Source organism: Methylosinus sp. LW3, from assembly GCF_000527115.1.
Classification (GTDB): Bacteria; Pseudomonadota; Alphaproteobacteria; order Rhizobiales; family Beijerinckiaceae; genus Methylosinus.
The window spans coordinates 1,172,485-1,198,883 of the sequence record NZ_AZUO01000001.1 but is presented as its reverse complement, the minus strand read 5'-3'; the positions used below and the strand labels follow the sequence as shown (position 1 = coordinate 1,198,883).

The 26,399-nt window shown below is 65.7% G+C and carries 29 protein-coding genes; 10 read left to right on the top strand and 19 right to left on the bottom strand.

Going from position 1 to position 26,399, the window contains the following annotated elements:
• Positions 1-52: 52 nt before the first annotated feature.
• Both METLW3_RS0105905 and METLW3_RS0105900 read right to left on the bottom strand, forming a co-directional pair.
• Entirely contained in the window at positions 53-1,483 is a 1,431-nt protein-coding gene (locus METLW3_RS0105905) for an ATP-binding protein (RefSeq protein WP_036308690.1), read from the bottom strand.
• A 184-nt stretch (positions 1,484-1,667) separates the two neighbouring features.
• Positions 1,668-2,774, bottom strand: a complete 1,107-nt coding sequence (locus tag METLW3_RS0105900) for an endonuclease/exonuclease/phosphatase family protein (protein WP_024879043.1) — start codon at positions 2,772-2,774, stop codon at positions 1,668-1,670.
• A gap of 136 nt (positions 2,775-2,910) precedes the next feature.
• Between METLW3_RS0105900 and METLW3_RS0105895 the strand changes: the two genes are divergently transcribed.
• A complete protein-coding gene (locus METLW3_RS0105895; protein WP_026597987.1) occupies positions 2,911-3,222 on the top strand; it encodes a putative quinol monooxygenase in 312 nt (103 codons plus the stop codon).
• A gap of 16 nt (positions 3,223-3,238) precedes the next feature.
• On the opposite strand, the gene METLW3_RS0105890 is transcribed toward METLW3_RS0105895, so the two are convergent.
• The 6 genes from METLW3_RS0105890 to ftsY all read right to left on the bottom strand — a co-directional run bounded on the left by METLW3_RS0105890 (position 3,239) and on the right by ftsY (position 7,162).
• Positions 3,239-3,598, bottom strand: a complete 360-nt coding sequence (locus METLW3_RS0105890) for a VOC family protein (RefSeq protein ID WP_036309309.1) — start codon at positions 3,596-3,598, stop codon at positions 3,239-3,241.
• 107 nt (positions 3,599-3,705) lie between these two features.
• Positions 3,706-4,098: a DsrE family protein gene (locus METLW3_RS0105885; protein ID WP_245267438.1), complete on the bottom strand. Its 393-nt coding sequence runs from the start codon at positions 4,096-4,098 to the stop codon at positions 3,706-3,708.
• A gap of 102 nt (positions 4,099-4,200) precedes the next feature.
• Positions 4,201-4,908 carry a thioredoxin domain-containing protein gene (locus METLW3_RS0105880; RefSeq protein WP_024879039.1) on the bottom strand — a complete coding sequence of 236 codons (708 nt, stop codon included), beginning with the start codon at positions 4,906-4,908 and terminating at the stop codon, positions 4,201-4,203.
• A gap of 77 nt (positions 4,909-4,985) precedes the next feature.
• Positions 4,986-5,141: a hypothetical protein gene (locus tag METLW3_RS25185; protein WP_157096327.1), complete on the bottom strand. Its 156-nt coding sequence runs from the start codon at positions 5,139-5,141 to the stop codon at positions 4,986-4,988.
• A 141-nt stretch (positions 5,142-5,282) separates the two neighbouring features.
• Complete coding sequence (locus METLW3_RS0105870; RefSeq protein WP_024879037.1) at positions 5,283-5,891, bottom strand: septation protein A; 609 nt, start codon at positions 5,889-5,891, stop codon at positions 5,283-5,285.
• Positions 5,888-7,162 (bottom strand): signal recognition particle-docking protein FtsY, encoded by a 1,275-nt coding sequence (ftsY, locus tag METLW3_RS0105865; RefSeq protein WP_348625809.1) that lies wholly within the window; start codon positions 7,160-7,162, stop codon positions 5,888-5,890. Before ftsY ends, METLW3_RS0105870 begins: the two co-directional genes overlap by 4 nt.
• Between ftsY and METLW3_RS0105860 the strand changes: the two genes are divergently transcribed.
• Together METLW3_RS0105860 and METLW3_RS0105855 are read left to right on the top strand one after the other, a co-directional pair.
• On the top strand, positions 7,074-9,155 hold the full coding sequence (locus METLW3_RS0105860; protein WP_024879035.1) for an HWE histidine kinase domain-containing protein: 2,082 nt from the start codon (positions 7,074-7,076) through the stop codon (positions 9,153-9,155). The genes ftsY and METLW3_RS0105860 overlap by 89 nt on opposite strands.
• Positions 9,156-9,515, top strand: a complete 360-nt coding sequence (locus METLW3_RS0105855; protein WP_024879034.1) for a response regulator — start codon at positions 9,156-9,158, stop codon at positions 9,513-9,515. It abuts the gene before it with no gap.
• Positions 9,516-9,616: 101 nt separating this feature from the next.
• Here the strand turns inward: METLW3_RS0105855 and METLW3_RS29270 are convergent, their stop codons facing one another.
• On the bottom strand, positions 9,617-9,751 hold the full coding sequence (locus METLW3_RS29270; RefSeq protein WP_280949425.1) for a hypothetical protein: 135 nt from the start codon (positions 9,749-9,751) through the stop codon (positions 9,617-9,619).
• A gap of 242 nt (positions 9,752-9,993) precedes the next feature.
• Between METLW3_RS29270 and METLW3_RS0105845 the strand changes: the two genes are divergently transcribed.
• From METLW3_RS0105845 to METLW3_RS0105835, 3 genes are all read left to right on the top strand, one after another.
• Complete coding sequence (locus METLW3_RS0105845) at positions 9,994-11,955, top strand: acetoacetate--CoA ligase (protein WP_036290244.1); 1,962 nt, start codon at positions 9,994-9,996, stop codon at positions 11,953-11,955.
• 161 nt (positions 11,956-12,116) lie between these two features.
• A complete protein-coding gene (locus METLW3_RS0105840) occupies positions 12,117-12,503 on the top strand; it encodes a VOC family protein (RefSeq protein WP_024879032.1) in 387 nt (128 codons plus the stop codon).
• An 87-nt stretch (positions 12,504-12,590) separates the two neighbouring features.
• Positions 12,591-13,334, top strand: a complete 744-nt coding sequence (locus tag METLW3_RS0105835; protein WP_024879031.1) for an acetoacetate decarboxylase — start codon at positions 12,591-12,593, stop codon at positions 13,332-13,334.
• Positions 13,335-13,340: 6 nt separating this feature from the next.
• Here the strand turns inward: METLW3_RS0105835 and METLW3_RS0105830 are convergent, their stop codons facing one another.
• Positions 13,341-14,165 (bottom strand): LysR family transcriptional regulator, encoded by an 825-nt coding sequence (locus METLW3_RS0105830; protein ID WP_024879030.1) that lies wholly within the window; start codon positions 14,163-14,165, stop codon positions 13,341-13,343.
• Between the two features lie 98 nt (positions 14,166-14,263).
• On the opposite strand from METLW3_RS0105830, the gene METLW3_RS0105825 reads away from it, so the two are divergent.
• Positions 14,264-14,521 carry a hypothetical protein gene (locus METLW3_RS0105825; RefSeq protein WP_024879029.1) on the top strand — a complete coding sequence of 86 codons (258 nt, stop codon included), beginning with the start codon at positions 14,264-14,266 and terminating at the stop codon, positions 14,519-14,521.
• Between the two features lie 82 nt (positions 14,522-14,603).
• On the top strand, positions 14,604-16,733 hold the full coding sequence (locus METLW3_RS26770; protein WP_024879028.1) for an EAL domain-containing protein: 2,130 nt from the start codon (positions 14,604-14,606) through the stop codon (positions 16,731-16,733).
• A 27-nt stretch (positions 16,734-16,760) separates the two neighbouring features.
• Here METLW3_RS26770 and METLW3_RS26765 read toward each other — a convergent pair whose 3' ends face one another.
• The 4 genes from METLW3_RS26765 to METLW3_RS0105800 form a co-directional block, all read right to left on the bottom strand.
• Positions 16,761-17,816: a hypothetical protein gene (locus tag METLW3_RS26765; RefSeq protein ID WP_024879027.1), complete on the bottom strand. Its 1,056-nt coding sequence runs from the start codon at positions 17,814-17,816 to the stop codon at positions 16,761-16,763.
• A gap of 263 nt (positions 17,817-18,079) precedes the next feature.
• Positions 18,080-19,096, bottom strand: a complete 1,017-nt coding sequence (locus METLW3_RS0105810; RefSeq protein ID WP_024879026.1) for a patatin-like phospholipase family protein — start codon at positions 19,094-19,096, stop codon at positions 18,080-18,082.
• Positions 19,093-19,878: a 3-hydroxybutyrate dehydrogenase gene (locus METLW3_RS0105805; protein ID WP_024879025.1), complete on the bottom strand. Its 786-nt coding sequence runs from the start codon at positions 19,876-19,878 to the stop codon at positions 19,093-19,095. Before METLW3_RS0105805 ends, METLW3_RS0105810 begins: the two co-directional genes overlap by 4 nt.
• 197 nt (positions 19,879-20,075) lie before the next feature.
• Entirely contained in the window at positions 20,076-20,717 is a 642-nt protein-coding gene (locus METLW3_RS0105800) for a helix-turn-helix transcriptional regulator (RefSeq protein ID WP_024879024.1), read from the bottom strand.
• 201 nt (positions 20,718-20,918) lie between these two features.
• Here METLW3_RS0105800 and METLW3_RS0105795 point away from each other — a divergent pair, with 201 nt between their 5' ends.
• Complete coding sequence (locus tag METLW3_RS0105795) at positions 20,919-21,308, top strand: DUF2946 family protein (protein WP_024879023.1); 390 nt, start codon at positions 20,919-20,921, stop codon at positions 21,306-21,308.
• Positions 21,309-21,471: 163 nt separating this feature from the next.
• Complete coding sequence (locus METLW3_RS0105790) at positions 21,472-21,858, top strand: hypothetical protein (protein ID WP_024879022.1); 387 nt, start codon at positions 21,472-21,474, stop codon at positions 21,856-21,858.
• A 235-nt stretch (positions 21,859-22,093) separates the two neighbouring features.
• On the opposite strand, the gene METLW3_RS0105785 is transcribed toward METLW3_RS0105790, so the two are convergent.
• The 5 genes from METLW3_RS0105785 to METLW3_RS0105765 all read right to left on the bottom strand — a co-directional run bounded on the left by METLW3_RS0105785 (position 22,094) and on the right by METLW3_RS0105765 (position 26,186).
• Positions 22,094-22,972, bottom strand: coding sequence for a hypothetical protein (locus METLW3_RS0105785; protein WP_024879021.1), 879 nt, complete (start codon positions 22,970-22,972; stop codon positions 22,094-22,096).
• A gap of 24 nt (positions 22,973-22,996) precedes the next feature.
• The gene (locus METLW3_RS0105780) at positions 22,997-23,659 is read right to left on the bottom strand and encodes an O-methyltransferase (RefSeq protein WP_024879020.1); all 663 of its coding nucleotides are present in this window, start codon (positions 23,657-23,659) and stop codon (positions 22,997-22,999) included.
• Between the two features lie 40 nt (positions 23,660-23,699).
• Positions 23,700-24,734, bottom strand: coding sequence for an NAD(P)/FAD-dependent oxidoreductase (locus METLW3_RS0105775; protein ID WP_024879019.1), 1,035 nt, complete (start codon positions 24,732-24,734; stop codon positions 23,700-23,702).
• 289 nt (positions 24,735-25,023) lie between these two features.
• A complete protein-coding gene (locus METLW3_RS25170) occupies positions 25,024-25,413 on the bottom strand; it encodes a 2Fe-2S iron-sulfur cluster-binding protein (protein ID WP_024879018.1) in 390 nt (129 codons plus the stop codon).
• 188 nt (positions 25,414-25,601) lie between these two features.
• Positions 25,602-26,186, bottom strand: a complete 585-nt coding sequence (locus tag METLW3_RS0105765; protein WP_024879017.1) for an ABC-type transport auxiliary lipoprotein family protein — start codon at positions 26,184-26,186, stop codon at positions 25,602-25,604.
• Between the last annotated feature and the right edge of the window lie 213 nt (positions 26,187-26,399).

The window sequence follows — 26,399 nt, the reverse complement described above, 5'->3', positions numbered from 1 at the left end:
TCGCCGAACCGGCGTTCGCGCCCGCTGGGTGAGCGCGGACGTTTCGTCGAGCCTATGGGCGATGATCGCTTTCCTCGATCTCCTCCTCGGCGTCCGGCACAGGCAACCACGCGCGTATTCGCGCGCCGCCAAGCGGTCGATTCTCCACAGTCATCCGCCCGCCGAGCGCTTGCGCGCGCTCGCGCATCCCCAGCAGGCCGCGGCCGCCTCCGCTCGGCCGGTCCGGCATTCCGACGCCATCGTCCTCCACGACGATCGCCAGAACCGAGCCGCCGTCGCTCTCCTCGCTCGCCGCGAATTCGACCCCGACCAGCGCGCGGCGCGCGCCGGAATGGCGAAACACATTGGTCGTCGCCTCCTGAACGATGCGATAGGCGGCGGAAAGAATAGGCTCCTCGAGCGACAACAGATCGTGCGGCGCAACGAGGGCGCAAACGACATCGGGTCGCTTCGACCGCCATGACGCGACGAGTTCGGCGAGCGCCGCGGCGAGGCCGAATTCCGCGAGCCCGCGCGGCGTCAGCCGGCCGAGCAGGCCGCGGACGAGCGCCTGCATCGCTTCGCTCGCCTCGTCCATCTCGACGCCGATACGACGCAAGCGCGCGAGATCCGGCATGGGAGCAGCCGCCGCCTCAGAGAGCGCGACCACGCCCGCCCGGATGGAGAAGAGACAAGGGCCTGCCTCGTCGTGCAGATCACGGGCGATCTCTCGCCGCTCTTTCTCCTGAACGCTGAACAGCTCGGCCATCAGGCCGCGATTTTCGGCCTTCACCTGATCCAGCGTCGCGGCGAGCGAGTTCAACGCAATGGAAATGCCGCGGAATTCGCTCGCGCCACGCAGGGCGACGCGCACATTGGTTCTGCCGGCCTCGAGATCGGCGAGCGCCCGGCGCATGTCTTCGAACGGCGCCAGCGAGACATGGACGAGCCAGAGAACGAGCGCGAAGAAGAGCAAGGTGGCCGCGAAGCTGACGAAGGCGAGCCAGGACAGATCGGACCAGATTTCCGCCAATTCGTCGACCGGATTGGAGACGATGGCGATGCGGCCGTCGTCGACGCCGCGGATCAGCACGGTCGGCAAGCTGCCGAGGCGCAGGATCGAGACGCGGGTCGGCGCGTCGACCAGCGACACGAACCAATCGGGCACGCCGGCGCTGTCGCGACGCTTGGGCGTCGGCTTGCCGAGCGAAGCCACATCCGCATTCGCGAGTATTTTGATGTCGACATGGCGAAGCGCGCCGAGACTTTCATAGAAACGACGCATCGCCGGCGCTGGATCGGCCGTTTCCTGAAGACTTACCAAAGCCGTCGCGAGCAATTCATGCGTCAAGCGCAGCATGGTCTCGTCTTCCGCTCGAATGCGCGGTCCGGCGTGCAGAACGAGAACCGCGACATTGATCAGAAGCGTCGCCGATAGAACGAGGCCGACGAGCCAGCTCAGTCCCGCCCGGAGCGAGAGACGGTCGATAGGGCGACGCAGCATCACGGTCTCCGTCTCGGCGAACAGCGGCGACGAAATGCGAGCTTTTCGTCGATCATGAGACGGTGCCACGCGGCTCTGCCGAAGGTCTACGGAAATTCCCCCGACAAATCCTTCCTGTTTTTCCTGATTTTGTCAGCGCCGCACGCCGCTATTCCGCACAGAATCGCCTGCGAGCCGATCGCGATCACAAATCGACATCCGCCCAGATCGCCGCATGGTCGGAGGCCGCCTCCGAGGCTTTGGTGATCTCCGGATAATGCGGGAAGATCGTCCCGTTCTTGCCGCCCCACACGCCCTTGCGGAAAATGCCGCCGCCTTTCGCCGCGGCGAATAGCGCCGGCGAGAGAAGAATATAGTCGATCTTGTTGGACGCCGCGCCGGCGGCGAAAGTGCCGGGCCGGCCGCCATCGTCGAAAGCGGCGTGCTCGCTGATATCCTTCAAATCGGTCTGATGCAGCAGCGGGGCCAGCGGCGCGCTGTCCGGCGTGTCGTTGAAATCGCCGATGACCGCGACATGCTCGTCGCTCTTGCTCAGCACGTCGTAAATCTCCTTCACCCGCGCCGCCTGCCGCTCGCGCTTGGCGTTGGAGGTCGTCTGCGAGCCGAAGCCCTTGCTCTTGAAGTGATTGATCAAGAGATGCAACAAATTGCCCTTGGGCGTGCGGATTTCATAATGCGCGCAATCGCGGCTGAAGATGCGGCCGGTGTTGTCAACGTCGTCGACATGGCTGTGAATGGCGACGATCTCATAGCCCGCGCGCGCATAGAGGCCGACGTCGATGCCGCGATCGTCATTGCCGTCGATGAGCATGGCGTGGGCGTAGGGCTTTCCGCCCTCCCCCTTGATGATATTGTCGTTGAAACGCACCAGCGCCGGCCTGCTCTCCGCCTCGATGACGCCGAGCACATCGGCGTCGATATCGATGATGACGCGCGCCGTATTGCGCGTCGCCTCCTCGTTCACCTCCTCGCGTTTCAGCTCGACCCAGCCGATCCAGTCGTTGCGACCGCCAGCGACGACCTCGATTCCGGTCTTGGCGCGCTTGACGAGATGGCCGCGATTTTGGCGCAGGATCGCGAAAGGGCCGCCGTCGTCGGATTTCTCGAGCTTCAGCTCGCCGAGCAGCTTGATGATCTTCTTCTTGTCGGCGGCGGCATAGACCGACTTGCCGAGAATGGCGGAGAGCTCGGCCTGCGCCTCCAGCGCCTTCTTGCCGTCGGACCAGGTTTCGCCATTCAGCGCGTGAGCGCGAAGGAAGAGATTTTCGAGATTATAGGATGCGAGCTTCATAGGTGAGCGCCCGGACGAAGGCGAAAAAGCCGTTTCACACAATGGCCGGCGACGCCGGCGTCGTGAAGTATAAGCACTGCACGACGTTTGTTTCAATGATGCGACAGCGCTTCGCGCGGACGAATGGAGGCTTCCTATGCCGCAGAACCGAATTCTGATCGTCGGAACCATTCGTATCCCGCCGGACGCGCTCGAGCGGGCGCTTCCGGCGATGACGGCGATGATCCACGCGAGCCGCGCGGAAGCGGACTGCCTCGCCTATTCCTATGCGGAAGACGTGCTGGAGCCGGGTCTCATCCGCGTGACGGAAATATGGGAGAGCCGCGCGGCGCTGAGCGCGCATTTCGAATCCGCCCATTTGCGCCAATGGCGCGACTCGTGGGAGGCGCTCGGCGTTCACGACCGCCGGCTCGCAGCCTATGAGATCGACGCGGAAGAGGCGGTCTGACCCGCGCCTCGCTCGCTCAGCCGGCGACAGGCTGCGCCAGCGAGAGCTGATAGCCGCTGTCGTCCAGCAGGCCGAACTCGCGCACGCCATAATCCATGGTCGCGATCGGATAGACGATGCGCGCGCGATCCTTCAGCCGTTCCCATAATTCATCGACATTGTCGACGCCGAGATAGATGGCCCCGGTGAACTGCTGGCCCTGCCAATCGCGATGCGTATTGGGCGAGACGAGCATTATGTCCGCCGCGCCCGAGCGCACACGCGCGAATTCCTCCAATTTGAGCAGGCAGACGAAGCCGAGCTCCTCGACATAGAATTTGACGGAACGGGAAACATTTTCGGTGGCGAGCGAAACGGAAATGGTTCGAATGGTCATGCGGCGCATCTCGAAATCTATCCGGCCCGACGCCGGATATTCTTCGAGGTTGCGGGAGATCGCCGCGAAAGTCTAGTCCGATAGCGCTCGCGACCTCCCGCGTCCGCTCACAAATGAATATAGACGAAGCCCATGCCCTGCAGCCGTGCGAGTTCTGCGACGCCGCTCGGAACGATGTCGCGCTCGGTCACGCCATAGAGCGTAGATGGATCGATGTTGCGCTCACGAAGCGTATTGGCGCAGACGAGAAAGCGCACGCCTTGCGCCTTCAACGCGTCGAGCCGCGCGGCGATCTCCTTGTCGGCCCTGGCGATCTGAAACATTTCGACGCCGCTCGCATGATCGACGACGCGAATTTCGACATGATCCTTGCCGACCGCCTCTATGTGGTTCTTGATCGAATTGAGCATGCGCTTGAAATAGGCGACATTGTCCGGGCCGCCGCCGTCATTGTGATAGACAACCTTCTGATCCTTGTAATAATCCGCGGGCTCCGCCATGGAGCGCCCGCCGAGGCCCGCCGCCAAGACCGTCAGCACGATCGTCAACGCATATTTCATCATCCTCGTCCTCGCTCGAACGCCGATCCGCTCGGCCTTGAATCAGCCGCAGACCGGCGCGTCGCATTTGCGGCTGGCGGCGATCATGCGCGCCATCGATTTGGGGCCGGGATAGCCGAGCACGCCGACCGAGCTCACGGCGAAGGACGGCGAGGCCGCGAAGCCGAGATCGGCGCCGAGCTGGACATGGCGCTTCACCACGCCGCCGATCATCTCCGAATTCGCCGATTCCTCGATCTTGGACGTATCGAGACCCATGGCTTTGGCGACCGCGAGAGCGGAGATCCCGTCAATGGCGCCGCGATGCGCGAATAATTGCTTATGGAACTGATAGGCGCGCTCCGGGCCATAGAGGCGCAGCACCGCCTGCTTCACCCGCGCGGACAGAAAGGAGCCGAGGCCGAGCGTGGCGTTGTCGGCGAGCCCGAGCCGCAGATTCTTGTCCTTGGCGACGAGCGCGTCGAGATCGCCCGCGGCCTTGCGGCAATAGGGGCAATTATAGTCGAAGAACTCGAACACGACCACATCGGCGGTGGCCGGCCCATGCCAGAGCAGGCCCGGAAGATCGGCGGGCGAGACTTCCGAGGGCAGACGATAATTGGCGATCGGCTGACCATCGTCGGCCATGATCGGAAAGAGGCTGTTCTCCTGCGCCCGAGCGGGGCGGAAGGCCGCGCCCCCCGCCATTGCGGCGAGCGAGCCGAGCAGCACGCGGCGGCTGAGCGACGAAAGCAATTTATATTCGGCCATAAGAATGCGCTCCTCATCGAGATCGCATCCCGGCTAGCACAGAAAGAAGCGATTTTAGGGTGTGCGCACGGCGGCCTTCAGCCGCACCAGCCGCCACCGCAGAGTACCGAATGGACGGCCCCCGCGCCCGCCGGCGCCGAGGCGACGGCCGCGTCCGCATCGAGCAGCGAGAAAGCGGCGCCGATGACGATCGCGGCCACGAGAGCGGCGAAGAGCTGGGCGAACTCGGTCATGGCGGGCTTCCTTCTCGTCGGAACGGCCGCATCGGCGGCGAACGCCATGACAATTAGCGCCGCCGTCCGGGGGCGCCTGTGCGAGACCGCACAAAGCGCGCCGGACGAGAAAGAGTAGAGAATCAGGAGGCCGAGAGCGCTCTAGAAGTGACTGTCCGGCTCCTCGCCGGCGTCCTCCTTCAGCTCGTGGCGCATCATCAGCGGGATTTGCGACAGAGCGTAGAGCAGCGTCAGCGGCAAAATGCCGAAGACCTTGAAATTCACCCAGACGTCGGTCGGAAAGCCGCGCCGCACGAATTCGTTGAGCGCGGCAAGGAAGAAGAAGAAAAGCGCCCAGCGCCAGGTGAGCTTGCGCCAGCCGGCGTCGTCCAGCCGAAAGGCGGATTCGAACACCGCCGGCAGCAGCAGCTTGTCGAACCACAGCGCGCCGAGCAGCGCCGAGCCGAACAGAGCGTAGAGAATCGTCACCTTCAGCTTGATGAAATTCTCGTCCTGCAGAAAAAAGGTCAGCGAGCCGAAGACGAGCACGAAGATCGCCGTGACCATCGGCATGGTCGGCAAATGGCGCGTGATGGAATAGGAGACGGCGAGCGTCGCCACCACGGCGACCATCAGCGCCGCCGTCGCCTGGAAGATGCCGAACTTCTGATTGACGATGAAGAACAGGACCAGCGGCCCCATCTCCAGCGCGAATTTCAATCCCGGGTGAAGGCGCCTCTTGGCGGGCGCTGCGGTCGTTTCTTCTGTCATGAGCTTTGCTCGCCCGCCTCGGCTTCGGAGTCGAGCCCGGCGATGGCGCGGGCGAAATCGCGCGCGGTGAAGGGCTCGAGATCGTCCGAGCCTTCGCCGACGCCGATGAAGTGAATGGGCAGGCCGTATTTCTCGGCGATGGCCACGAGAATGCCGCCGCGCGCCGTGCCGTCGAGCTTGGTCATCACCAGGCCGGTGACGCCGGCCGTTCGCTCGAAGGCGTCGACCTGGGCGATCGCGTTCTGCCCGACGGTCGCGTCCAGCACCAGCAGAACGGCGTGCGGCGCCTCCGGCTCGGCCTTTTTCATCACGCGGACGATCTTGGCGAGCTCGGCCATCAGCTCGGCGCGGTTCTGCAGCCGGCCGGCCGTGTCCATCAGCAGAATGTCGGAATCGCGCTCGCGCGCCGATTTGATGGCGTCGAAGGCGAGGCCGGCGGCGTCGGCGCCCTCCGGCGCGTAACATACGGGCGAGTTGAGCCTTTCGCCCCAGATGCGGAGCTGCTCCACGGCGGCGGCGCGGAAAGTGTCGCCGGCGGCGAGCATCACCTTCTTGCCCTCGCCGGTCCATTTGGCGGCGAGCTTGGCGATGGTCGTCGTCTTGCCCGAGCCATTGACGCCGACGACGAGCACGATGAACGGCTTCTTGGTCTGATCCAGCTCGAAGGGGCGCGCGACCGGCTCGAGCACGCGCTCGACCTCCTCCGCCAGAATGGCGCGCACCTCGTCCGGGCCGATGGTCTTCTCATAGCGCGCCGCGCCGACCTTGCCGGAGATGCGCTGCGCGGCGGCAACGCCCAAATCGGCGCGGATCAGCACATCCTCGAGCTCCTCGAGCGTGAGCGCGTCGAGCTTGCGCTTGCTGAAGAGATCGGAAATGCCCTGGACGATGGCCTGCGAGGAGCGCGATAGCCCCCCGGTCAGCCGCTCCCACCAGGAACGCTTTTTCGGACGATCTGCGCCGGCTTCTTCGGCGGGCGTTCCTCCACGGCCGAACAGCCGCGCGAAGAGTCCCTTTTTTTCTTCGGCTTCGCTCATGGTACCTCGCGGTCGCGGCCGATTGCTACACCAGGGCGCGCCGGAGAGCCAGCGGCGCGTTTCGCCGCGCCGGGGTTGAAGCGGCCGAATGGCGGCTCGATATGAGACGTGGGGGGCTGGCCTCGAACGACCCGGGGTCGTCGCAGTGACAGCCGGCGCAGCCTGGATCGACGTCTCGGAGAGGCGATCCGGCGGACAATTTTTCTTCGGAGACAGCGAGACAGCGGCGGCCATCGCCGCCGCCAATTGGGCGCGGTCGCCGCTCGGCATGCCTCAGACTTGGCCGAAGCGCCTGCGCGTAGCGCTGGAGATTTGCCTCAACAGCGCCTTTCCCATCGCCATCTTCTGGGGCGGCGAGCTCTGCCTTCTCTATAACGACGCCTATCACGGCCTGCTCGCCGACAAGCATCCACGCGCGCTCGGCCGGCCGGCCCGCGAGGTGTGGCCGGAAGTCTGGGATGTCATCGGCCCCATGCTGCAGGGCGCGTTCACCGACGGCGCGCCGACGCGCTCGGAAGATCTGCAGCTGCACATGATCCGCAACGGCCGCCGCGACGAAGGCTATTTCACCTTCTCCTACAGCCCTATCCCCGATGACGACGGCGGCATAGGCGGCGTCTTCTGCCCGGTGGTGGAGACGACCGACCGCGTCATCGGCGAGCGGCGGCTGCGCACATTGCGCGATCTCGCCGCGCTGAGCCGGGCCGAGAACGAGGGCGAGGCCTGCCGCCTCGCCGCCAGCGTGCTCGCCGTCAATGGCTATGACCTGCCCTTCTCCGCCATCTATCGCTTCGACCATGAGCGCGGCGAGGCGGAGCTGATGGCGGCGACCGGCGTGCGTCCGGGCGGCCACATCGCGCCGCTTCGCATCCCGCTCGGCGATCCCGATCCGATCCGCGGCGACATTTGGGGCCTCGCCGAGGTCGCGCGGCTGACGCCGGGGCGCGTCGCCATTCGCACGATCGACGCGCGCTTCGGCGAGCCGCCTTGCGGCCCCTGGCCGGCGGCGGCGGATGAAGCCGTGCTCTTTCCCATCGTGCTGCTCGGCCAGGACCGCGCCGCTGCGGCGCTGATCGCCGCCATCAATCCGTTCAAGCGGCTCGACGCCGCCTATGCCTATTTCCTCGATCGCGTCGCCGCGAAAATCGCCTCCTCCATGACCGACGCCCGCGCCTATGCGGCCGAGCGGGAGCGCGCCGAGGAAATCCGCGTGCGCGAGCTGGCGCTGCAGCGAACCGAGGCCGAGCTGCGCGAGGCGCAGAGGCTCGGCCGCATCGGCAGCTGGCGCTGGAGCGGACGCCATGACGATCGCGGCGGCGCCTCGCCTTATATCGCGCGCATCTTCGGCCTCGACCCCGATGCGCCGCCGCCGAGCTTTGCAGAGCAGAAGGGCCTGCTCTACGCCCCCGCCGATTGGGAGCGGCTCGACGCCGCGACCAGCGAGACCTTGCGCACCGGCGAAGGCTTCGAGCTCGACCTGCCCGCGCATCGCGCCGACGGCGTCGCCATTCATGTCACCATTCGCGGCGAGGCGGTGCGCGACGAGCGCGACGCCATCGTCGGATTGCGCAGCACGATTCAGGACATCACCGAGCGCAAGCACGCGCAGGAGCGCGTCGAGCTGCTGCTGCGCGAGGTCACGCATCGCGCCAAGAATCTCCTCACCGTCGTGCGCGCCGTGGCGCGGCAGACGGCGCGGCGCGACTCACCCATCGCCTTCGCGCAGCGCTTCGATCAGCGCATAGCGGCGCTCGGCGCGAGCCATGATCTATTGGTGCAGAACGAATGGCGCGGCGTCGAGCTGCATGCGCTGACGCGCTCGCAGCTCGCCCATTTCCGCGATCTGTTCGGCTCGCGCATCTGCATGGAGGGGCCGACGACGGTGGTGAAGCCGGCGGCGAGCCAAGCCATAGGCATGGCGCTGCACGAGCTCGCCACCAACGCCGGCAAATATGGCGCGCTCTCCAATGACACGGGCGTCGTGCATATCGCCTTCGGCGTCGTCGGCGAGGGCGATGCGCCGCATTTCGAGATGGAGTGGCGCGAGAGCGGCGGCCCGACCGTCGTCGCGCCCAAGCGTCACGGCTTCGGCCATATGGTGATTCTGCAAATGGCCAAACATGCGCTCGGCGGACAGGTGACGCTCGACTATGCGCCGAGCGGCGTCGTCTGGAAGGTGAGCGCTCCGCTCGACAATGTCATCGAGCCCGCGCAAGGAGAGGATTAGATGAAGGGTAACGAGCCGATCCGCATTCTCGTCGTCGAGGACGAGCCGGCCATCGCCGCCGATCTCTGCTTCGTCGTCGAGGAGGTCGGATATGAGATCGGAGGCACGGCGAGCTCGGTGGACGAGGCCTTGAAGCTGCTCGAGGACGAGGACATAGACGGCGTGATCCTCGACGCCAATCTGCGCGGCGCCAGCAGCGCCAGCATCGCCGACGCGCTGAGGGCGCGCAATCTCCCCTTCTTCGTGCTGTCGGGATATCTGCAGCGGCAATTGCCGGAGCCGCTCTGCGGCGCGCCCTTCCTCGCCAAGCCCTATGACCAGGACGAGCTGACCTCGCGCATACGCGATCTCGGGCGCTAGAGCTTCCAGCCGAAGCGGACGCCGGTTCGGCGTTCCGGCGGCGCGGGCGCGTCCGAGCGAGGCCGAGGCGCCCGAAGCCGAGCGCCTCCCCGCCGTGATCGTCAGCGATGATGATGATGGTGGTGGTGGTGGTGGTGATGATGATGCTTGTGGGCGCGCGGATGGGCCGAGGCGGCGAGCGGAGTCATGGCCACGGCGAAACCCAGAGCCAGCGCGGCGATCAACTTCTTCGTCATAATCGATCTCCTCTATGAGGGGGCGTCCACGGCGCGGGACGGCCCCATGACAATGCCGCGGCCAAGATGAATAAATGCCGAACGAACCGCCGCGGCGCCCAACATAGCGGCGCCGAGCCCGAAACCAAAGCTTGTCGCAGCGCCGGCCGCAGTCCCAAAATACGCAGGCCGATCCCCTATCGCGCGCAATTGGGAGCTTCTATGACGAGCACAGCCCCATACCGCGCCCCAAGGACTTATCGATGCCGATCTGGAAGCCCGACCTCGATCGCCAGAAGAACGCCATTCTCACCCGCTTCGCGCAATCCATCGAGGCGACCAAGCCCTTCGCCGAGAGCTTCGATTATGACGGGCTCTATCGCTGGAGCCTGACCCATTCGCCCGAGTTCTGGTCGGCGATCTGGGACTTCTGCGGCGTCACCGGCGAGAAGGGCGAGCGCGTCCTCATCGACGCCGATAAAATGCCCGGCGCGCGCTGGTTCCCGGACGCCCGGCTGAATTTCGCGGAAAATCTGCTGCGCCCGCGCCCGGCGGAGACCGAGGCCATCGTCTTCTGGGGCGAGGACAAGGTCGAGCGGCGGCTCACCTTCGGCGAGATCGAGCGCCAAGCCGGCGCGCTCGCGGCCTTCTTCCGCGCGCAGGGCGTCGAGCCCGGCGACCGCATCGCCGCCTATATCCACAATGGGCCGGAGGCGATCATCGGCATGCTGGCGGCCGCCTCGCTCGGCGCGGTGTGGTCCTCCTGCGCGCCGGAGTTCGGCGTGCAGAGCGTGCTCGATCGCTTCGGCCAGATCGCGCCGCGCATTCTCATCGCGGTGGACGGCTATTTCTACAAGGGCAAGACGCTCGACCGCGCCGATAATATTCGCGAGATCGCGAGCAAGCTGCCGACCGTGCAGAAAATCCTCGTCGTCCCCTACACGAGCGCGTCGCCCGCGCTCGACGGCCTCGCCGATGCGCAGCTCTGGCCGCAGGCTGTCGCGGCGCATCAGGGCGCAGCGCTGCGCTATGAGCGCCTGCCCTTCGACCATCCGCTCTACATCATGTTCTCCTCCGGCACGACGGGCGCGCCCAAATGCATCGTGCATGGCGCCGGCGGCACGCTGCTTCAGCATTTGAAGGAGCATCGCCTGCTGAGCGACATCAAGCCCGGCGACCGCTTCTTCTATGCGACCTCCACCGGCTGGATGATGTGGAACTGGCTGGCGAGCGGCCTCGCCAGCGAGGCGACGCTGCTGCTCTATGACGGATTCTTCAACTCCGGCAAGGATGGCGCGATTCTGCTCGACTTCGCCGCCAAAGAGAAGGCGACCTTCTTCGGCACCTCGGCCGGCTATCTGAAGCAGATAGAGAAGACCGGGCTGAAGCCGCGCGAGAGCCACGACCTCTCCGCCGTGCGCAGCATCGCCTCCACGGGCTCGCCGCTGCTGCCGGACAGCTTCGATTATGTCTATCGCGACGTCAAAGCGGATGTGCAGCTCGCCTCGATCAGCGGCGGCACCGATATCGTCTCCTGCTTCGTTCTCGGCAATCCGTGGAGCCCGGTCTATCGCGGCGAGATTCAATGCGCCGGCCTCGGCATGTCGGTGCAAGTGTGGGACGACGAGGGCAAGCGCGTCACCGGACATGAGGGCGAGCTCGTCTGCACGCAGCCCTTCCCCTCGATGCCGATCTATTTCTGGAACGACGCCGACGGCGAGAAATATCGCAAGGCTTATTTCTCGGAACATCCGGGCATTTGGCGCCATGGCGATTTCGCCACGGAGACCGAGCACAACGGATTCCTCATCCATGGCCGCTCGGACGCGACGCTCAATCCGCAGGGCGTGCGCATCGGCACGGCGGATATCTACAATATCGTCGAGCGCCTGCCGGAGATTCTCGAATCTCTCGCCATCGATCAAGAGTGGGAAGGCACGACGCGCATCGTGCTGTTCGTGAAGACGCGCGAAGGGACGAGCCTCGACGACGGGCTCGCCGCGCGCATCAAACGCGAATTGTTCGAGAAGGCCTCGCCGCGCCATGTGCCTTCGGTCATCGTCGAGGCGCCCGATCTGCCGCATACGCGCTCTGGCAAGCTCGTCGAGCTCGCGGTCAAGGAGATCGTGCATGGGCGGCCGGTGAAGAATATCGGCGCGCTCTCCAATCCAGAAGCGCTCGACTTTTTCGCAAATCTTCCGCAGCTCGCTGACAAAGGCCCCTAGAGTGTTTTCGAGCGAAGTGGGAACCGGCTCGCGTGAAGAAAACACGACAGAACAAGGGCGAGAGTCTTTCCGGTTCAATCTGAACCGGAAAGACTCTCGCGGAGCGAGCGCGCCGCTTCAGCGCCCGCTCTTTGCGGCCTCGACGCAGGAAAAGGATCGCTATGCAGGCGCTGGGACGCATCGTCATTCTGGTGAACGACTATGACGAGGCCGCGAATTTCTATCGGGACAAGCTCGGACTGGAGACGCTCTTCGACGCTGGCGAAGGCGCCCGGCGCTTCCTGCATCTCGGTTTCGGTCAGGGCGGCGTCTGGCTGCTTCTCGCCGATAGCGCCGAGGCGCGCGCGCGAGTCGGAAACCAGACCGGCGGTCAGCCCGTCGGGGTGGTCTACACCGACGACATTCATGGCGATTTCGCACGCCTTACCGACAAGGGCGTGAAGGTCGCGGAAACTGTCCAGAGCGACGAAGGATCGTTCCATTTTCGTTTCCACGACCTCTACGGCAATCAATGGGTGCTCGTGCAATTGGACGCCTCGGCGCGTTGATCGCCGGCGCGCGAGCGTCGGATCGTCACGAAAGCGCGCTATCTACTCGCCTCATTGTCTGACCATGTTCGATAGGGAGCCGCGAAGATGAAGATCGACGAGGTGCGCAAGACGGCTTTTGCGATGCCGCTCACCAATCCCGCCTATCCGCGCGGACCCTATCGTTTCTACAATCGCGAATTCATCGTCATCACCTATCGCACCGATCTCGAGGCGCTGCGGGCCGTGGTTCCGGAGCCGCTCGAGGTGGACGAGCCCATCGTCAAATATGAGTTCATCCGCATGCCGGACTCGACCGGCTTCGGCGACTATACCGAGAGCGGACAAGTGATCCCGGTGCGCTTCAACGGGCAGAAGGGCGCTTATGTCCACGCCATGTATCTCGACGATGACGCGCCCATCGCCGGCGGCCGCGAGCTGTGGGGCTTTCCCAAAAAGCTCGCCTCGCCCAAGATCGAGCATGACGGCGACGTCATTCTCTGCACGCTGAAATATGGGCCGGCGCTCTGCGTCGAGGCTTCGGTCGGCTATAAGCATCGCATATTGGAGACAGCGCCGATCGCCGAGGCGATCCAGCAGCCGAATTTTCTTTTGAAGATCATCCCCCATGTCGACGGCTCGCCGCGCGTGCTGGAGCTGGTGCGCTACCATATGACGGATGTCGAGGTGAAAGGGGCCTGGGCCTCGCCGGCGGCGCTCGCTCTGCATCCGCATGTCGCCTGCGACGTCGCCCGCCTGCCCGTGCGCGAGATCGTCTCCGCGACGCATTTCACCGCCGATCTCACGCTCGCGCTGGGCGAGGTCGTGTTCGATTATCTCGATCAGAAATAGCCGCGCTCACGCATCTTCCCGCTCGGGCGCACGCGCCAGCAGAATTTTATAAGCGATATCGAAATAGCCGGGGAGCGGGCAGCGCGCGACGCTCTCGCCGCGCAAGAGAATGGCGGGAATCCAGGCGGCGCCGAGCCCGGCCTCGACCTGCGCCAGCAGCGCTTCCGCCGATGCGCTCTCGCAGATCGGCGGATCGCGCATTCGAATTCCATGCGCGGCGAGCATGGCGGCGATGCGCGCGCCATAATGCGTGCCCGGCGCATAGACCATGAGGCGTCCAATAAGAGAGTCGCCCTCCAGCGCCACGACCTTCTCGCCGCCGCGGCGCTGCGCGAGGATCAGCCGATCCTCGCCGATAACCTCGAGCGCGAGCCCGGCGAGATGATCGGCGTCGCCGAAATCGGGAACCATGGCGAGATCGCCATGGCCGCGCTTGACCGCCTCCACGCAGCCGGAGACGGAGGCAACGACGACGGAGTAATTGCGCAATTCATTTTTTATCAACCACGGCGACAGAAAGGTCGCCGCCAGAGTGTTGGTCGCATAGATGCGCAGCGCCTTCTCCAAATGGCTGGACACGGAGAGCACGGCGCGGCGCGCATCATAGATCTCGTCGCGCAGCCGATGCGCGCGCGCGAGGAATTCCTCTCCCGCCGGCGTCAGCGTCACCGGGCGGCGCTCGCGATCGAACAGCGGCGCGCCGAGCCATTCCTCCAGCCGCTGCATGCGGCGGCTATAGGCGGATTGCGTCGTGCCGCGCGCTTGCGCCGCGCGCGTGAAATTGCGCGTCTGGCAGAGCGCCAGAAAATCGTCGATCCACTGCAGCTCCATGATGCGAGAAATGCATCATGGAATCGAAATTGACAATTGGACCGCCCCGCAGCTCCGCGCCATATGCGTCAGCGTGACGAATGAACGGGGCGAATATTATGGAAGCTCTGCTGACGATTTTGGAGAAGGACGATGGCGCGGGCTTCGCGCTGCTGCCGCGCAGCGTGCGGCTGCTGGCCACGCCGCAGGAGGCGCGCGCGTTCTGCGAATTCGAGGTGGTGAGCGGAAACGCGGCCTTTCGCGAGGGCGAGCGCTTCTATCTGACGCAGGCGAAAGCTCGGCGCGCCTATCCTTCGGCTCCGCTGCTGGAGCAAGGCTGCGACGCCGCCCCCGCGACAATCGAGCGCTCGCGATAGCGCCCGGCGCAACTGGACATATGCCGCTCATATTACAATTATCATTGTCGATGAGACAAATTCACCGCCTCGGCCGCGCTCCATGACGAGCTTTCGCTTCTCGCTGCAAGCCCAATTGGCGCTGTTCATCGGCGCTTTTCTGGCGATCGTTCTGGGATTGGCGCTTCTGTCCACGCTGAGCCTGCGCGCTGTGGACGCCAAGACGGACGCGCTCGCGTCGAAATGGATCGAAGGAACGCGCATTCTCGGCGAATTATCCGACCGGATTTCCGAGTTCAGAATCCAAGAGGCCTATCGCGGGCTGGCGGAGGCGGAAGAAGAACGCATCGCCGCGGAGCGGCGGGCGGCCGAGCATCGCATCGTCATAGAAGAGCTTCAGCGCGACTATTTCGCGCTGTTCGGCGCGGAGCCGCGTCCCGACCTCGCCAAATTCAGCACGGCGCTCGCCGCTTATCTCGGCGCTCATGACGCCTGGATCGCAAATGAGCCGGATGTCGCCGCGATCCGAGCCGCGCGCGGCGTCAATGCTCTGCACCAGCCCTACAGGGTTGCCGATGAAGCCGTCGATGCTGCGATCGACCAGCTGAAATGGTCGGCGCGCGCCGAGGCGGACACGGCCGCGCGCGTGACCGAAGGCGCGCTGAAGACCACATTGCTCGCCTCCGCGCTCGCCCTCGCTTTGGCCGCCTGGCTGCTGTTTCGCGTCAAGGAGCGGATCACGCGTCCGCTCGCGGCGATCACCGCCGCGCTCACCGAGCTGGCGGCGGGGAAACACTATGTCGAGGTTCCCGAGATCGGCCGCGACGACGAGATCGGCGCCATGGCGAAATCGCTCGACGTGTTCCGCGCCAATGCGCAGGCGCTGGAGCGCGCGCATGAGGCGACGCGCGCGGCGCAGGAGCATGCGCAAATTCTCGCGCGTCAGGATTCGCTCACCGGCCTGCCCAATCGGCGCATGCTGGTCGCCGATCTGCACGCCGCGATCGAGCGCGTCGAGGACGGCGCCACGGCCTGCGCTCTGCTCTTCGTCGATCTCGATCGCTTCAAGCCGATCAATGATCTCGAGGGCCATCGCTTCGGCGACGCCGTGCTCTGCGAGATCGCGCGGCGCCTGCGCCACGCCTCGCGCAAGAGCGATGTCGTCGCGCGTATGGGCGGCGACGAATTCGCGATTTTGATGGAGATGACTCCAGCGACTCATATGGATCAGGCGATGCGCGTCGCCGGCCGCGCGCTCTCCGCTATCGCGGAGCCGATCGAGATCGGCGAGCGGCGGGTGGAGCTCAGCGCCAGCATCGGCGTCTCGCTGTGTCCGGAGAATGGTCTCGACGTCAGCACGCTGCTACGCGCCGCGGATATCGCCATGTATCACGCCAAGCGCGATGGGCGCGGCCGGTTCCGCTTCTTCGAGCAGAGCATGGACGAGGATCTGCGCCGGCGCGCCGAGCTCGAATCCGCCTTGAAGAAAGCCGTCGCCGCCGGCGACATCCGCCCCTACTATCAGCCGCTCGTCGATCTGCGCGACAATCGCGTCTATGGCTTCGAGGTGCTGTCGCGCTGGACGCACGACAAGCTCGGCTCTATCCCGCCCGACGTCTTCATTCCGCTCGCCGAGCAGATCGGCGTCATCGCCGAGCTCACCTGGTCGGTGGTGCGGCGCGCCTGCCGCGAGGCGCTGCAATGGGGGGCGCAGGTGCGGCTATCCGTCAATGTCTCGCCGATGCAGCTGAAAGATCCGCTGCTCGCCTCACGCCTGCTGTCGACGCTGGAGGAGGAGAGGTTTCCGCCCTCGCGTCTCGATGTCGAGATCACCGAGAGCGCGCTCATCGACGAAGTCGACACTGCGCGCGCGACGCTCGCCGCGCTGCAGGCGGAAGGCGTGCGCATCTCGCTCGACGATTTCGGCGCGGGTTATTCGAGCCTCTATCATCTGCGCGCCTTTCATTTCGACAAGGTGAAGATCGATCGCTCCTTCGTGCTGGCCATGCAGCACGATGAAGAGGCCGGCAGAATCGTCGATGCGATATTGAGCCTGCTGAAGCATCTCGGCGTGACGACGGTCGCCGAGGGCGTCGAGACCGTGGAGGTGCTGCGTCGCCTCGCCGAGAATGGCTGCGAGATCGGCCAGGGCTTTTATTTCGGCAAGGCGATGACCATCGGCGACGCCTCGAAACTGCTACGCCGCCGACGCGCCGATCGCCGCGTGGCCTGAGCCACGCGGCCATTTATCTTCCTAAAATCAGGGAATGACGCCGGTCGCCATGCGGCCGAGATCGCCGACCGCGCCCGTGACCGTATCGACCGCGCGCTCCATGAAGCCGGGCTGCTCTCTCGGAGGGGCCGGCGGCGGAGGAGCGGCGGCCGGCGCTTCCGCCACGGGAGCGGTCGCGGCCGGCGCGGCGATGGGAGCGACCGCGGCGGGCTTGGTCTCGGGCTTGAGCTTGGCGGGCTTCGCCTGGGCGGTGGGCTTGGCCGGAGCAGCGGCGGGCTTGGCTGGCGGCGCAGCGACGGATTTGGCGGGCTGCGCCGCCGGCGGCTTGGGCTGCGGCGCCGCCTTGGCGGCATGAGGCTTGGCGGCGGGCGGCGACGCAGCGACCACGGGCTCCGGCGCCGGCGGCTCGGCGATCACGGGCTCGACGGCGACCGGCGCGGCCGGCGGCGGCGCCTTGGGCGTCGGAATGACGCGGATCGGCGCGGCGGTCGGCGTGGTGAGCGGGACGGCATTGGCGGCCGGCGGGCTCAGCGCGCCCTCCGGCAGAGCCGATGGCGCCCGGGCCGGGGCGGGCGCGGCGACGGCCGGCTCTTCGGCGGCGGCGGAAGCGGGCGGCTCGGTCTCGGGCGCGGCCTCCGCGGCGGCGGGCGCCGATTCCGCCGCGCTGCCGCCATCGGCATTGTCCATGGCGGCGGGCTCGGCGGGGTCGATGGAATCGCGCTGCGTCGCCGAGACGAGAGGCTCGTCCTCCGAGTCGCCGGGCAAGAAGACGGTCGCGATAGCGCCCGCGCCGACCACGAGAATGACGATGGCGGCGGCGATCAGCCATCCGCGCCCACGCCGGGGCGCCGCGCGGCGCTCGCTCTGGGAGTCGTCCGCCTTCGGCCTGCGCCGCGCGCGCAGCTGCCGATCGACCTCGTTCGGCGCCCGCACGGCCTCGGGCGCGGTGGCGGCCGGCGGCGGCTCGGCCGGATGATCGAGCCGAAGATGAGCCGCCTCCTCCGCCGGCTGCGGGGTGTGGCGCAACAGCTCCTTGAACTCCTCGAACTCGGCGATGAGCTTCTCGTCGGCGGGCGCGTTCATCTTCAGTCCTCCGATTGCGTCGGCGCGTCGGTCCGAAGCCCGCGGCGCTCGACGCCATCATTCGCGATTTTCGTCGATCGCGGCCTTCACGAATATTCGCGAAACACCCCTCTCGGCGTGAAATTTCCATTGCGGCCTTCGCCGCGCTCCACCAGGAATAGAGAGAAATGTGGCCGATCTTTGCCACGACCCGCCGATTGCTGCGGCGCCCGCGGGCGGCACGGAGCGGTTTTCTACGAAAAACCCGGCGAGCCCCGGCCCGCTCAGACGAGCTGCTCCTTCAATTGCGCCGTTCCCGTGACGCCGATCGCGTCATAATGCTCATCGAGAAAAGCCTTGCCCGCCTCGTGGCCGATATCGAACAGCGAGCGCAGGAAATCATAATCGGCGTCGAGCTTGGTGTCCGCGCCGAAGCGCTTCATCGCCGCCCCGCCCTCCACCAGATGCAGCAGCACCTTCTTATAATGCGTGCCCTTCAGCCGTCCGGCGTCGATGAGACGGGCCACGAAGTCGATGGCGCGAAACTCGTGCAGGAGCGAGGCGTTGAAGGTGATCTCATTCAGCCGGTCCATGATCTCCTGCGAGGTGCGCGGAATCTCGTCGCGCTCGACCGGATTGATCTGCACCAGAATAATGTCGCAGCAATCGGTCTCCGTGTAGAGCGGAAAGAGCGCCGGATTGCCCATATAGCCGCCGTCCCAATAGGCCTCGCCCTCCACCTCCACCGCCTGGAACAGAGTGGGCAGGCAGGCGGAGGCCATCAGCATGTCTATGGTGAGCTCCGGCCGACGGAAGATGCGCACCTTGCCGGTGCGCACATTGGTGGCCGAGATGAACAGCTTCAGATTGTCGGTGGCGCGCAGCGCCGTAAAATCGACGAGCCCGTCGATGAGATCGCGCAGCGGATTTATGTCGAGCGGATTGAACTCATAGGGCGAGAAATAATTGGCGGCGTTCTGGGCGATCGTCTTGCGCAGCTTCAACGGATCCCAGAAGCCGAACACCATGTCGCAGAGCTCGCGCTGCGCCTTGCTGAGATCGCCGCCGAGGCTGACCGTCCGCCAGAACTCCTGGAGCTGCGCGCGGGCGCGCGCCGGGCCGCCCTCGCGCAATCCATCGGCATAGACGACGGCGTTCATCGCGCCGGCGCTGGCGCCGCTGATGCCGATGACGTCCAGCCGCCCATCCTCGAGAAAAGCGTCGAGCACGCCCCAGGTGAAGGCGCCATGCGCGCCCCCGCCCTGCAAGGCCAGAGTGACCTTCTTCTTTTCGTCGGTCATCCCGCGGTCCAGCCGCCGTCGATGGAAATGTTGGAGCCGGTGATCTGCGCCGCGGCGTCCGAGCACAGGAACAGGACCAGCGCCGCGATCTGATCGACGGTCACGAATTCCTTGGTCGGCTGCGCCTGCAGCAGCACATCATTGATGACCTGCTCGCGGGTGAGGTTGCGGGCCTTCATCGTGTCGGGAATCTGCTTCTCGACCAGCGGCGTCCACACATAGCCGGGCGAGATGCAATTCGCCGTGACGCCGAAAGTGGCGAGCTCCAGCGCCACGACCTTGTTGAGCCCGGCTATGCCGTGCTTCGCCGCGACATAGGCGGCCTTGAAAGGCGAGGCGACCAACGAATGCGCCGAGGCGGTGTTGATGATGCGGCCCCAGCGACGCTTCTTCATGCCCGGCGTCGCCGCGCGAATGGCGTGGAAGGCCGAGGAGAGATCGATGGCGATGATCTGATTCCATTTCTCGATCGGGAAATCCTCGATCGGCGAGACGAACTGGACGCCGGCGTTATTGACCAGAATGTCGACCGAGCCGAGCTTCGCCTCGGCGTTTTGGATCATGGCGGCGATTTCTTCGGGCTTTGTCATGTCGGCGCCGTCGTAAATGGCGGTGACGCCGAACTCTTTCTCAATGGCCGCGCGCTCCTTCTCGATCTCGGCGGAGTCGCCGAAGCCGTTGAGGACGACATTGGCCCCCTCCTTGGCGAGGGCGCGGACGACGGCGAGGCCGATGCCGCTGGTGGAGCCGGTGACGACGGCGTTGCGTTTGGCGAGAGACATTCGCGCTCCTTGGTGAAAACGCGCCGACCAATGGCGCCGGAAATCATGCGTCGGGACGCAATTTAGAGCGCGTTCCGATCGAACGGTACCGTTCGATCGATCAGAATTCGCTCCAAAAGAGAGACGCTAGAGCATTATCCGATCGGATCGGATAATGCTCTAGCGTCTCGACGTCGAGGGAACATGACGCCGCCGGCTCACTGGCTCGCCCAAAGGATGCGGGCGATCCAGCTCACCTCCTCCTTGGGCAGGACGCGGTCCGGATAGGCGGGGTTGAAGGATTTCAACTCCACCGTGCGTGATGTCTGGCGCTTCAGCTCTTTGGCGAGCACCTCTCCTGAGGTGGTCTTCACGACCACGCGGTCGCCGCGGCGCACCGGGGCCGCCGGCGAGACGATGACGATGTCGCCGTCGCGATAGAGAGGGGCCATAGAGTCGCCGGAAATCTCGAGCGCGTAGGAATGCTCGTCGGCGTCGGCGAAGACGTCGATCTCGTCCCAGCCCGTGCCGGTGGCGAAGCCGGCGTCGTCGAAATAGCCGCCGACCCCGGCCTGGGCGAGGCCGATGAGCGGGCGGGCGCTGCGCGTCGGCCGCTGCCCCTTGGCCATGACCAGAGACATGAACTCGTCCAGGCTCGCCCCGGTCGCCTGCAGAACCTTGGCGATCGATTCGGTCGAGGGCCAGCGCAGCCGCCCATCGGCGGTCTGCCGCTTGGAGCGGTTGAAAGTGGTCGGGTCCAGCCCGGCCTTGCGGGCGAGGCCGGAGGCGGTGAGGCCATAGCGCTCACCGAGCGCGTCCAGCGCCGCCCAGATTTGCGCATGCGTCAGGATCTCAGCCATTGGCGGACCTCATTCCTAAAGCTAGGAATAGAACAGTCGCCTCCGCTCCGCAATTCGAGATTTGCCCTCCGGCAAAAGCGCCAACGTGGCGCCGCGCGGTCTTTTTTCCGCCAGAAATCCTCGCATTTTCAGCAAATTCCGAGGATAGCCCCGCAAGGCTCCATTGACCATGTCGCCAGGCCCGCCTATCTTGGAGCGATCGTGACCCAGCAGAGCGACAAATCTCGGCAGTATGGACAGACCGCGGCGACGCTGCTCGTCGCCTATCTGCTCGTGCTGCAGGGACTGGCCGCGGGCCTCGTCGTCGGCGCCCGCGCCGGACAGAACGCCCTCGGCAGCGCGATCTGCGTCACCGCCAAGGCGGTGGACGAGCGCTCGCAGGGTCCGCGCGCTCCCGCGCATGGCATGGACGCCTGCTGCATCCAGCATTGCACGGGGCTCGACGGCGGCGTCATCGGCAGCTTCGCCGAGCTCGAGCCGCCGCACTCGCCCGAGGCGGGAATTCTCCTGCCTCTGCGCGAATCCGGCGGTCATAAACGTCTCGCCCAACTTCCTGTCGGAGCGCGCGCTCCGCCCGTCCTCGCCGTCTGAACGCAGCCCGGAGGCTGCGCCGCTGGCGCGCCTTTCCGCTCCCGCCCCCAGCGGAGTGAAGGCGCATCCATCAGAAGACAAAAGCGAATTCGTGATCGATTCCGCATGCGCCACGATGCGCGGGGATCGACTCGAAAATCGCTCGAGAGGCCGAGTCGAGACAATGGATTATGAAGTTGCCCCCCGCGAAGGACGGCGCGCCGCGCGAACTGCGGCCGCGCCCGCTCAGGACCAGTCCAATACGCCGACGCGCCGGCGGATCGAGGTGCTGGAGACTTACTTCGGCGCCGACGGCCGCCCTGTGAAGCGCAAGAGCATAGGCGCGGCGCGTGTCGCCCGCCGCTATGACGAGCGCGGTAATAAGGTCGAGGAAGCCTATTTCAACGCTGACGGCAAGCCGACCCTGCGCAAGGGCCTCGGCGTCGCCAAAATCGCCTGGCGCTATGACGAGAGGGGCCGCCAGATCGACGCCTCCTTCTTCGACGCCGCCGGCGAGCCGGTCCAAAAGGGCGCGGCTGCGCGCGATCGGGCGCTCGCCGACGCCTGCTGAGAGCAGATCGAAATATCGATATCGGCAGGGGCGGCCGAAGCGCCGCCCTCGGCCTCGAAGCGCGATCCGATCGAACCGGACCGCGCTTTCGCATTTTCAGGGCGCTTTTCGAGCGGACAAGACCACCGCGTCGATCTCTGCGGCCGGCCGGTTGCGCGCTGGCGCTCGCCCGCCCCCGCCGATGCGGCGCTTCCGCAGGCGGAGGCGTAGCCGAAAGACGCGACCGACCTCCAGCCTAGTCTTTTTTCAGCGCCTTGACGCGGGCGCGCAAGGCGCGGGGCGCGATGATGGGCGCGCAATCGAGAATCGCCAGAAGATCGGGCTTACGGATTTTTCCGGCGAAATCTTCCGCATAAAAGGCCTCGCCCTGCGGCAGATTCGACGCGAAGCGCGCGCCGACGCCGATCGAGGCGGCGAAATCGTCCCATTTGAATGGAACATCGACGTAGCCGCTGTCGAGATAGCCGAAAGGGACGTCATAGGCGCAGCGCAGGATAGCTGCGTGCAGAGCGCCGCAGAGCGCGAAACGCGCGCTCACGATCTGGTCGATCGTCGCTCGAATGGCGTCCAGGCTCGCGGCGATATTCGGCCGCACGACGAGATCGACGCCGGTTTCCTCGATCAGCTGCCGATCGGTTTTCGGCTCGAGAAAATGCGGCACGCAGATCGCCTTGTCGGCCAGGCCCGGATCGATGCGCGGCGCATAGAGCAAGGGCAGCAGCAATGCGGGATCGCCGAGCGGCGTCTCCGCCGGCAGGCCCAGCGCATCGCGCGTGAGCGGTCCGCGCGCGCCCAGAAAGACGCAATGCCGCCGGAACTCCTCGTTCAGCGGATGCGGGTCGCGCTTGCCGCAGCACCAAAAGGCGATCTTCGGCGCGCGATAGGCGCGGGAATGGGTGAGATCGATCTCGATCTGATGATCGGAAATGACGCTGCCGATCAAGCGAACGACGTCGAAATCGCTTTTATAGCGTCCGGCGCGTCGGTCGCGCATGCTGCGCTTGGTCAGCTCTCGATACAGCAGCTCGGAAAGCGCATCGCCGAAATTCAGCTCGCGCATCCCCTTCCGCCAATAGCCGACCATTTGGTCGCTGTAGAGGCGCGCCATCTGCATCCGTCCTCGTATCGGAGCGCCGCGTCAGCCGTTCACGATCGCGATGGCGAAGCCGTCCCAGCCCTTGGAGCCGACCGTCTGAATGGCGGTCGCGGTGACGCGGGGCTCGGCGGCGATCGCCTCGAACAGCGCTCTCGCGCCGGCGGCGTTGGCGTCCGTCCCCGCGAGCACCGAGCCGTCCCGCACCACATTGTCGACAATGATGAGGCTCCCCGGCCTCGCGAGCCTCAGCGCCCAGGCGAAATAATTGGCGTTATTGGGCTTATCGGCGTCGATGAAGGCGAGGTCGAAGGGACCGGCCGCCTCCGCCGCGAGCTTAGGCAGAGTGTCCAGCGCCGCGCCGACGCGAATCTCGACACGGCTCGCGAGACCGGCCTTCGCGAGATTGGCGGCAGCGACATCGGCGTGCTTCTGCTCGAGCTCCAAAGTCACCAGCCGGCCGCCCTCGGGCAGAGCGCGCGCCAGCCATATGGTGCTATAGCCGCCGAGCGCGCCCACCTCGAGAATCCGCTTCGCCCCGATGGAGCGCGCCAGCAGATGCAGCAGCTTGCCCTGCGGCGGCGAGACGTCGATCGCCGGCAGGCCGGCGGCGGCATTGGCGGAGAGGGCCGAATCGAGATCGGCGTCGGCGCCGATCAGCCGATCGGCGATATAGGCGTCGACTTCACCCCAGGCCTGCGATGACATTCGCCCCTCCTCCGCGCGACCAAAGGACGAGGCTCGGCGATCAGACGCCGAGCTTCTTCTGCAGATTGGTCGAGGACGTCGTGTATTGGAACAGCAGCTTCTTGTCCGGGAAGATGTAGCGATGCGCCTTCTGCGCGGCCAGCGCCGCCTCGTGAAAGCCGCACAGAATGAGCTTCAGCTTGCCCGGATAGGTGTTGATGTCGCCGATGGCGAAAATGCCGGGGTGATTGGTCTCGAATTTCTCCGTGTCCACGGGAACGAGATTCTCGTGCAGGTTGAGCCCCCAATCCGCCACCGGGCCGAGCTTCATCGTCAGGCCGAAGAAGGGCATCAGGCGATGCGCCGACACCACCGTGTCGACATTGTCATTGCCGCGGATCGTCACCGAGGAGAGCTCGCCGTCCACGCCCTCGACCGCCGTGACCTGGCCGAGACGGAAGTCCACCCGCTTGGCGGCGATGTGCTCCTGCAGCGCATTGACCGAATGCGGCGCGGCGCGGAACTGATCGCGGCGATGGACGAGCGTCAGGCTCTTGGCGATGGGCTGCAGATTGAGCGTCCAATCCAATGCCGAATCGCCGCCGCCGACGATGACGACGTCACGGTCGCGGAAATCCTCCATGCGGCGCACCGCATAGAAGACCGACTTGTTCTCATAAGCGTCGATGCCGGCGATTGGCGGCTTTTTCGGCTGAAAGGAGCCTCCGCCCGCGGCGACGAGCACGACCTTGGCCTTGAATTTCGTTCCGGCGTCGGTCGTCACCTCGAAGGAGGGCTGCTCGGGCGTGCCCGTGGGTGTCAGCGTCTCGACCATCTCATTGAAATGGAAGGTCGGATTGAAGGGCTTGATCTGCTCCAGCAGATTATCGGTGAGGCCCTGGCCGGTGACGAGCGAATGGCCGGGAATGTCGTAGATCGGCTTCTCCGGATAGAGCTCGGAGCACTGGCCGCCTGCGCGCGGCAGAATATCGATGACATGAGCCCGAATATCGAGAAGGCCCAATTCGAAAACCGCGAACAGACCGGCCGGGCCGGCCCCGACGATCAGCGCGTCGGTCTCGATTGTCTCAGTCATTGTCCATCCTTCGCCGCGTTCGAAACGAAATTTCGCGAGGGCGGGGCGACTCTCGTCGGACCAAAATGCGCCGAGCGCGCTTCGATCGACCATGGCCGCCGCCATCGAAACAGGCAGGCCGGCGCGGCCAGCTCCGGTCGAAACCCGATCCCTTCACGGCCATGGTCTATAGCATCCGCGCCGTCATGCAAATGTCTTCGGGAGATCAAAACGAACGCAAAAAAAAACGCCGCGACGGGGCGGCGTTTTCGTCCTTCGAAGATCGGCGGCTTGCGTCCTCGCGGAGCCCTCAGCCCTGCTGCGAGGGCGTCGTCACCACGAGGCCGTCGAGCTCCGGCCGCACGGTGATCTGGCAGCTGAGGCGCGAATTGGGCTTCACGTCGAAGGCGAAGTCCAGCATGTCTTCTTCCATCTGCGACGGCTTGCCGGCCTTCTCGACCCAAGCCTCGTCGACATAGACATGGCAGGTGGCGCAGGCGCAGGCCCCGCCGCATTCGGCCGGAATCTCGGGAATGTCGTTGCGGCGCGCCGTCTCCATGACCGTGGAGCCTGTCTCGCCCTCGACCGTGCGGGCCTGACCATGCGAATCGACGAAAGTGATCTTCGCCTTGGTCGGAGCGCCGCCGCCGGGCTCGGCGCCATAGCGGTTCGCTTGGTCGTAGAGGCTGGTCTTCACCATGGTGCTCTGTCTCTTCCGTTGACGTGTCGGCGCGCCTGCCGCTGGCGCAAAATTCGGCGGGCCGCCGAAGTCCCTCGCCCGAAGCTTCGGCCCGACGCTCGTCCTATCGCGCGATCAGTTATCATCGGTAGGGCGGACGCGCTAGTCTTTCCTCGAGCCTGCGACGGCGTCATGTCGCAGGCTCGCGCTCAGACTTGCGCCGCGGTCCAACGCACGATCTGGCCGACGGTCGCGGTCAGCGCCTCGTCCAGCGCCTGCGTCGCCGCCGCGCCGGTGGAATGGGGCGCCGGCGCGCGGCTCGAGAAGACGCGGCCCTGCCCCACCGGCGCACCGCGCGAATCGAGCATTCTGGCGGCGATCTCGACCACCGCCTCGGAAGTCGTCACATCGATCTCGAAACGGCGAATCTCGGTCGAAAGCACATGATCCGCGATCATTCCGGCGCGCACGACCGAGCCGGCGCGGCGGCCGATGTCGAAGCCGGCGATGAGCCGCGCCTGCACGAGCCGCGGCAGCCGATCCACCCATTGCGCCTCGGCGAGATTGGCGACCTCGTTCGGCCCGGTGCGCACGACGATGCGATCGGAGTCGATGGGCTGCACCGCCTGCGGCTCGGCGACGGCGAGCGTGCCGCGCAAGGGCCGCGCCAGCGCGCGCCCAGCCTCGCCGGGACCGCCGAGATCGAAGCTCTCGCGCTGCGGCGCGCCGCCGCAAGCCGCGAGCGCCAGAGCGGCGAGCAGAATGAGTGAGAGCGACGCTCTCGACGGCGTCATGGACCGATCCTTCCCGCTGATCGCGCGCGACGCCGCGCCGCTTTCCCTGTTACCTTTTTCGACGCGTTTCCAACGCCGAACCGGCGTCCACTTCGGCTGGAACGCTGTCGTGATTCCAAGCTTACTCGAACGTCGCTGGTCATCAAAGCCGCTCGAGAACGGCTGAACGAAGCTTTCCTCATCCTGAGAAGCCGGCGAAGCCGGCGTCTCGAA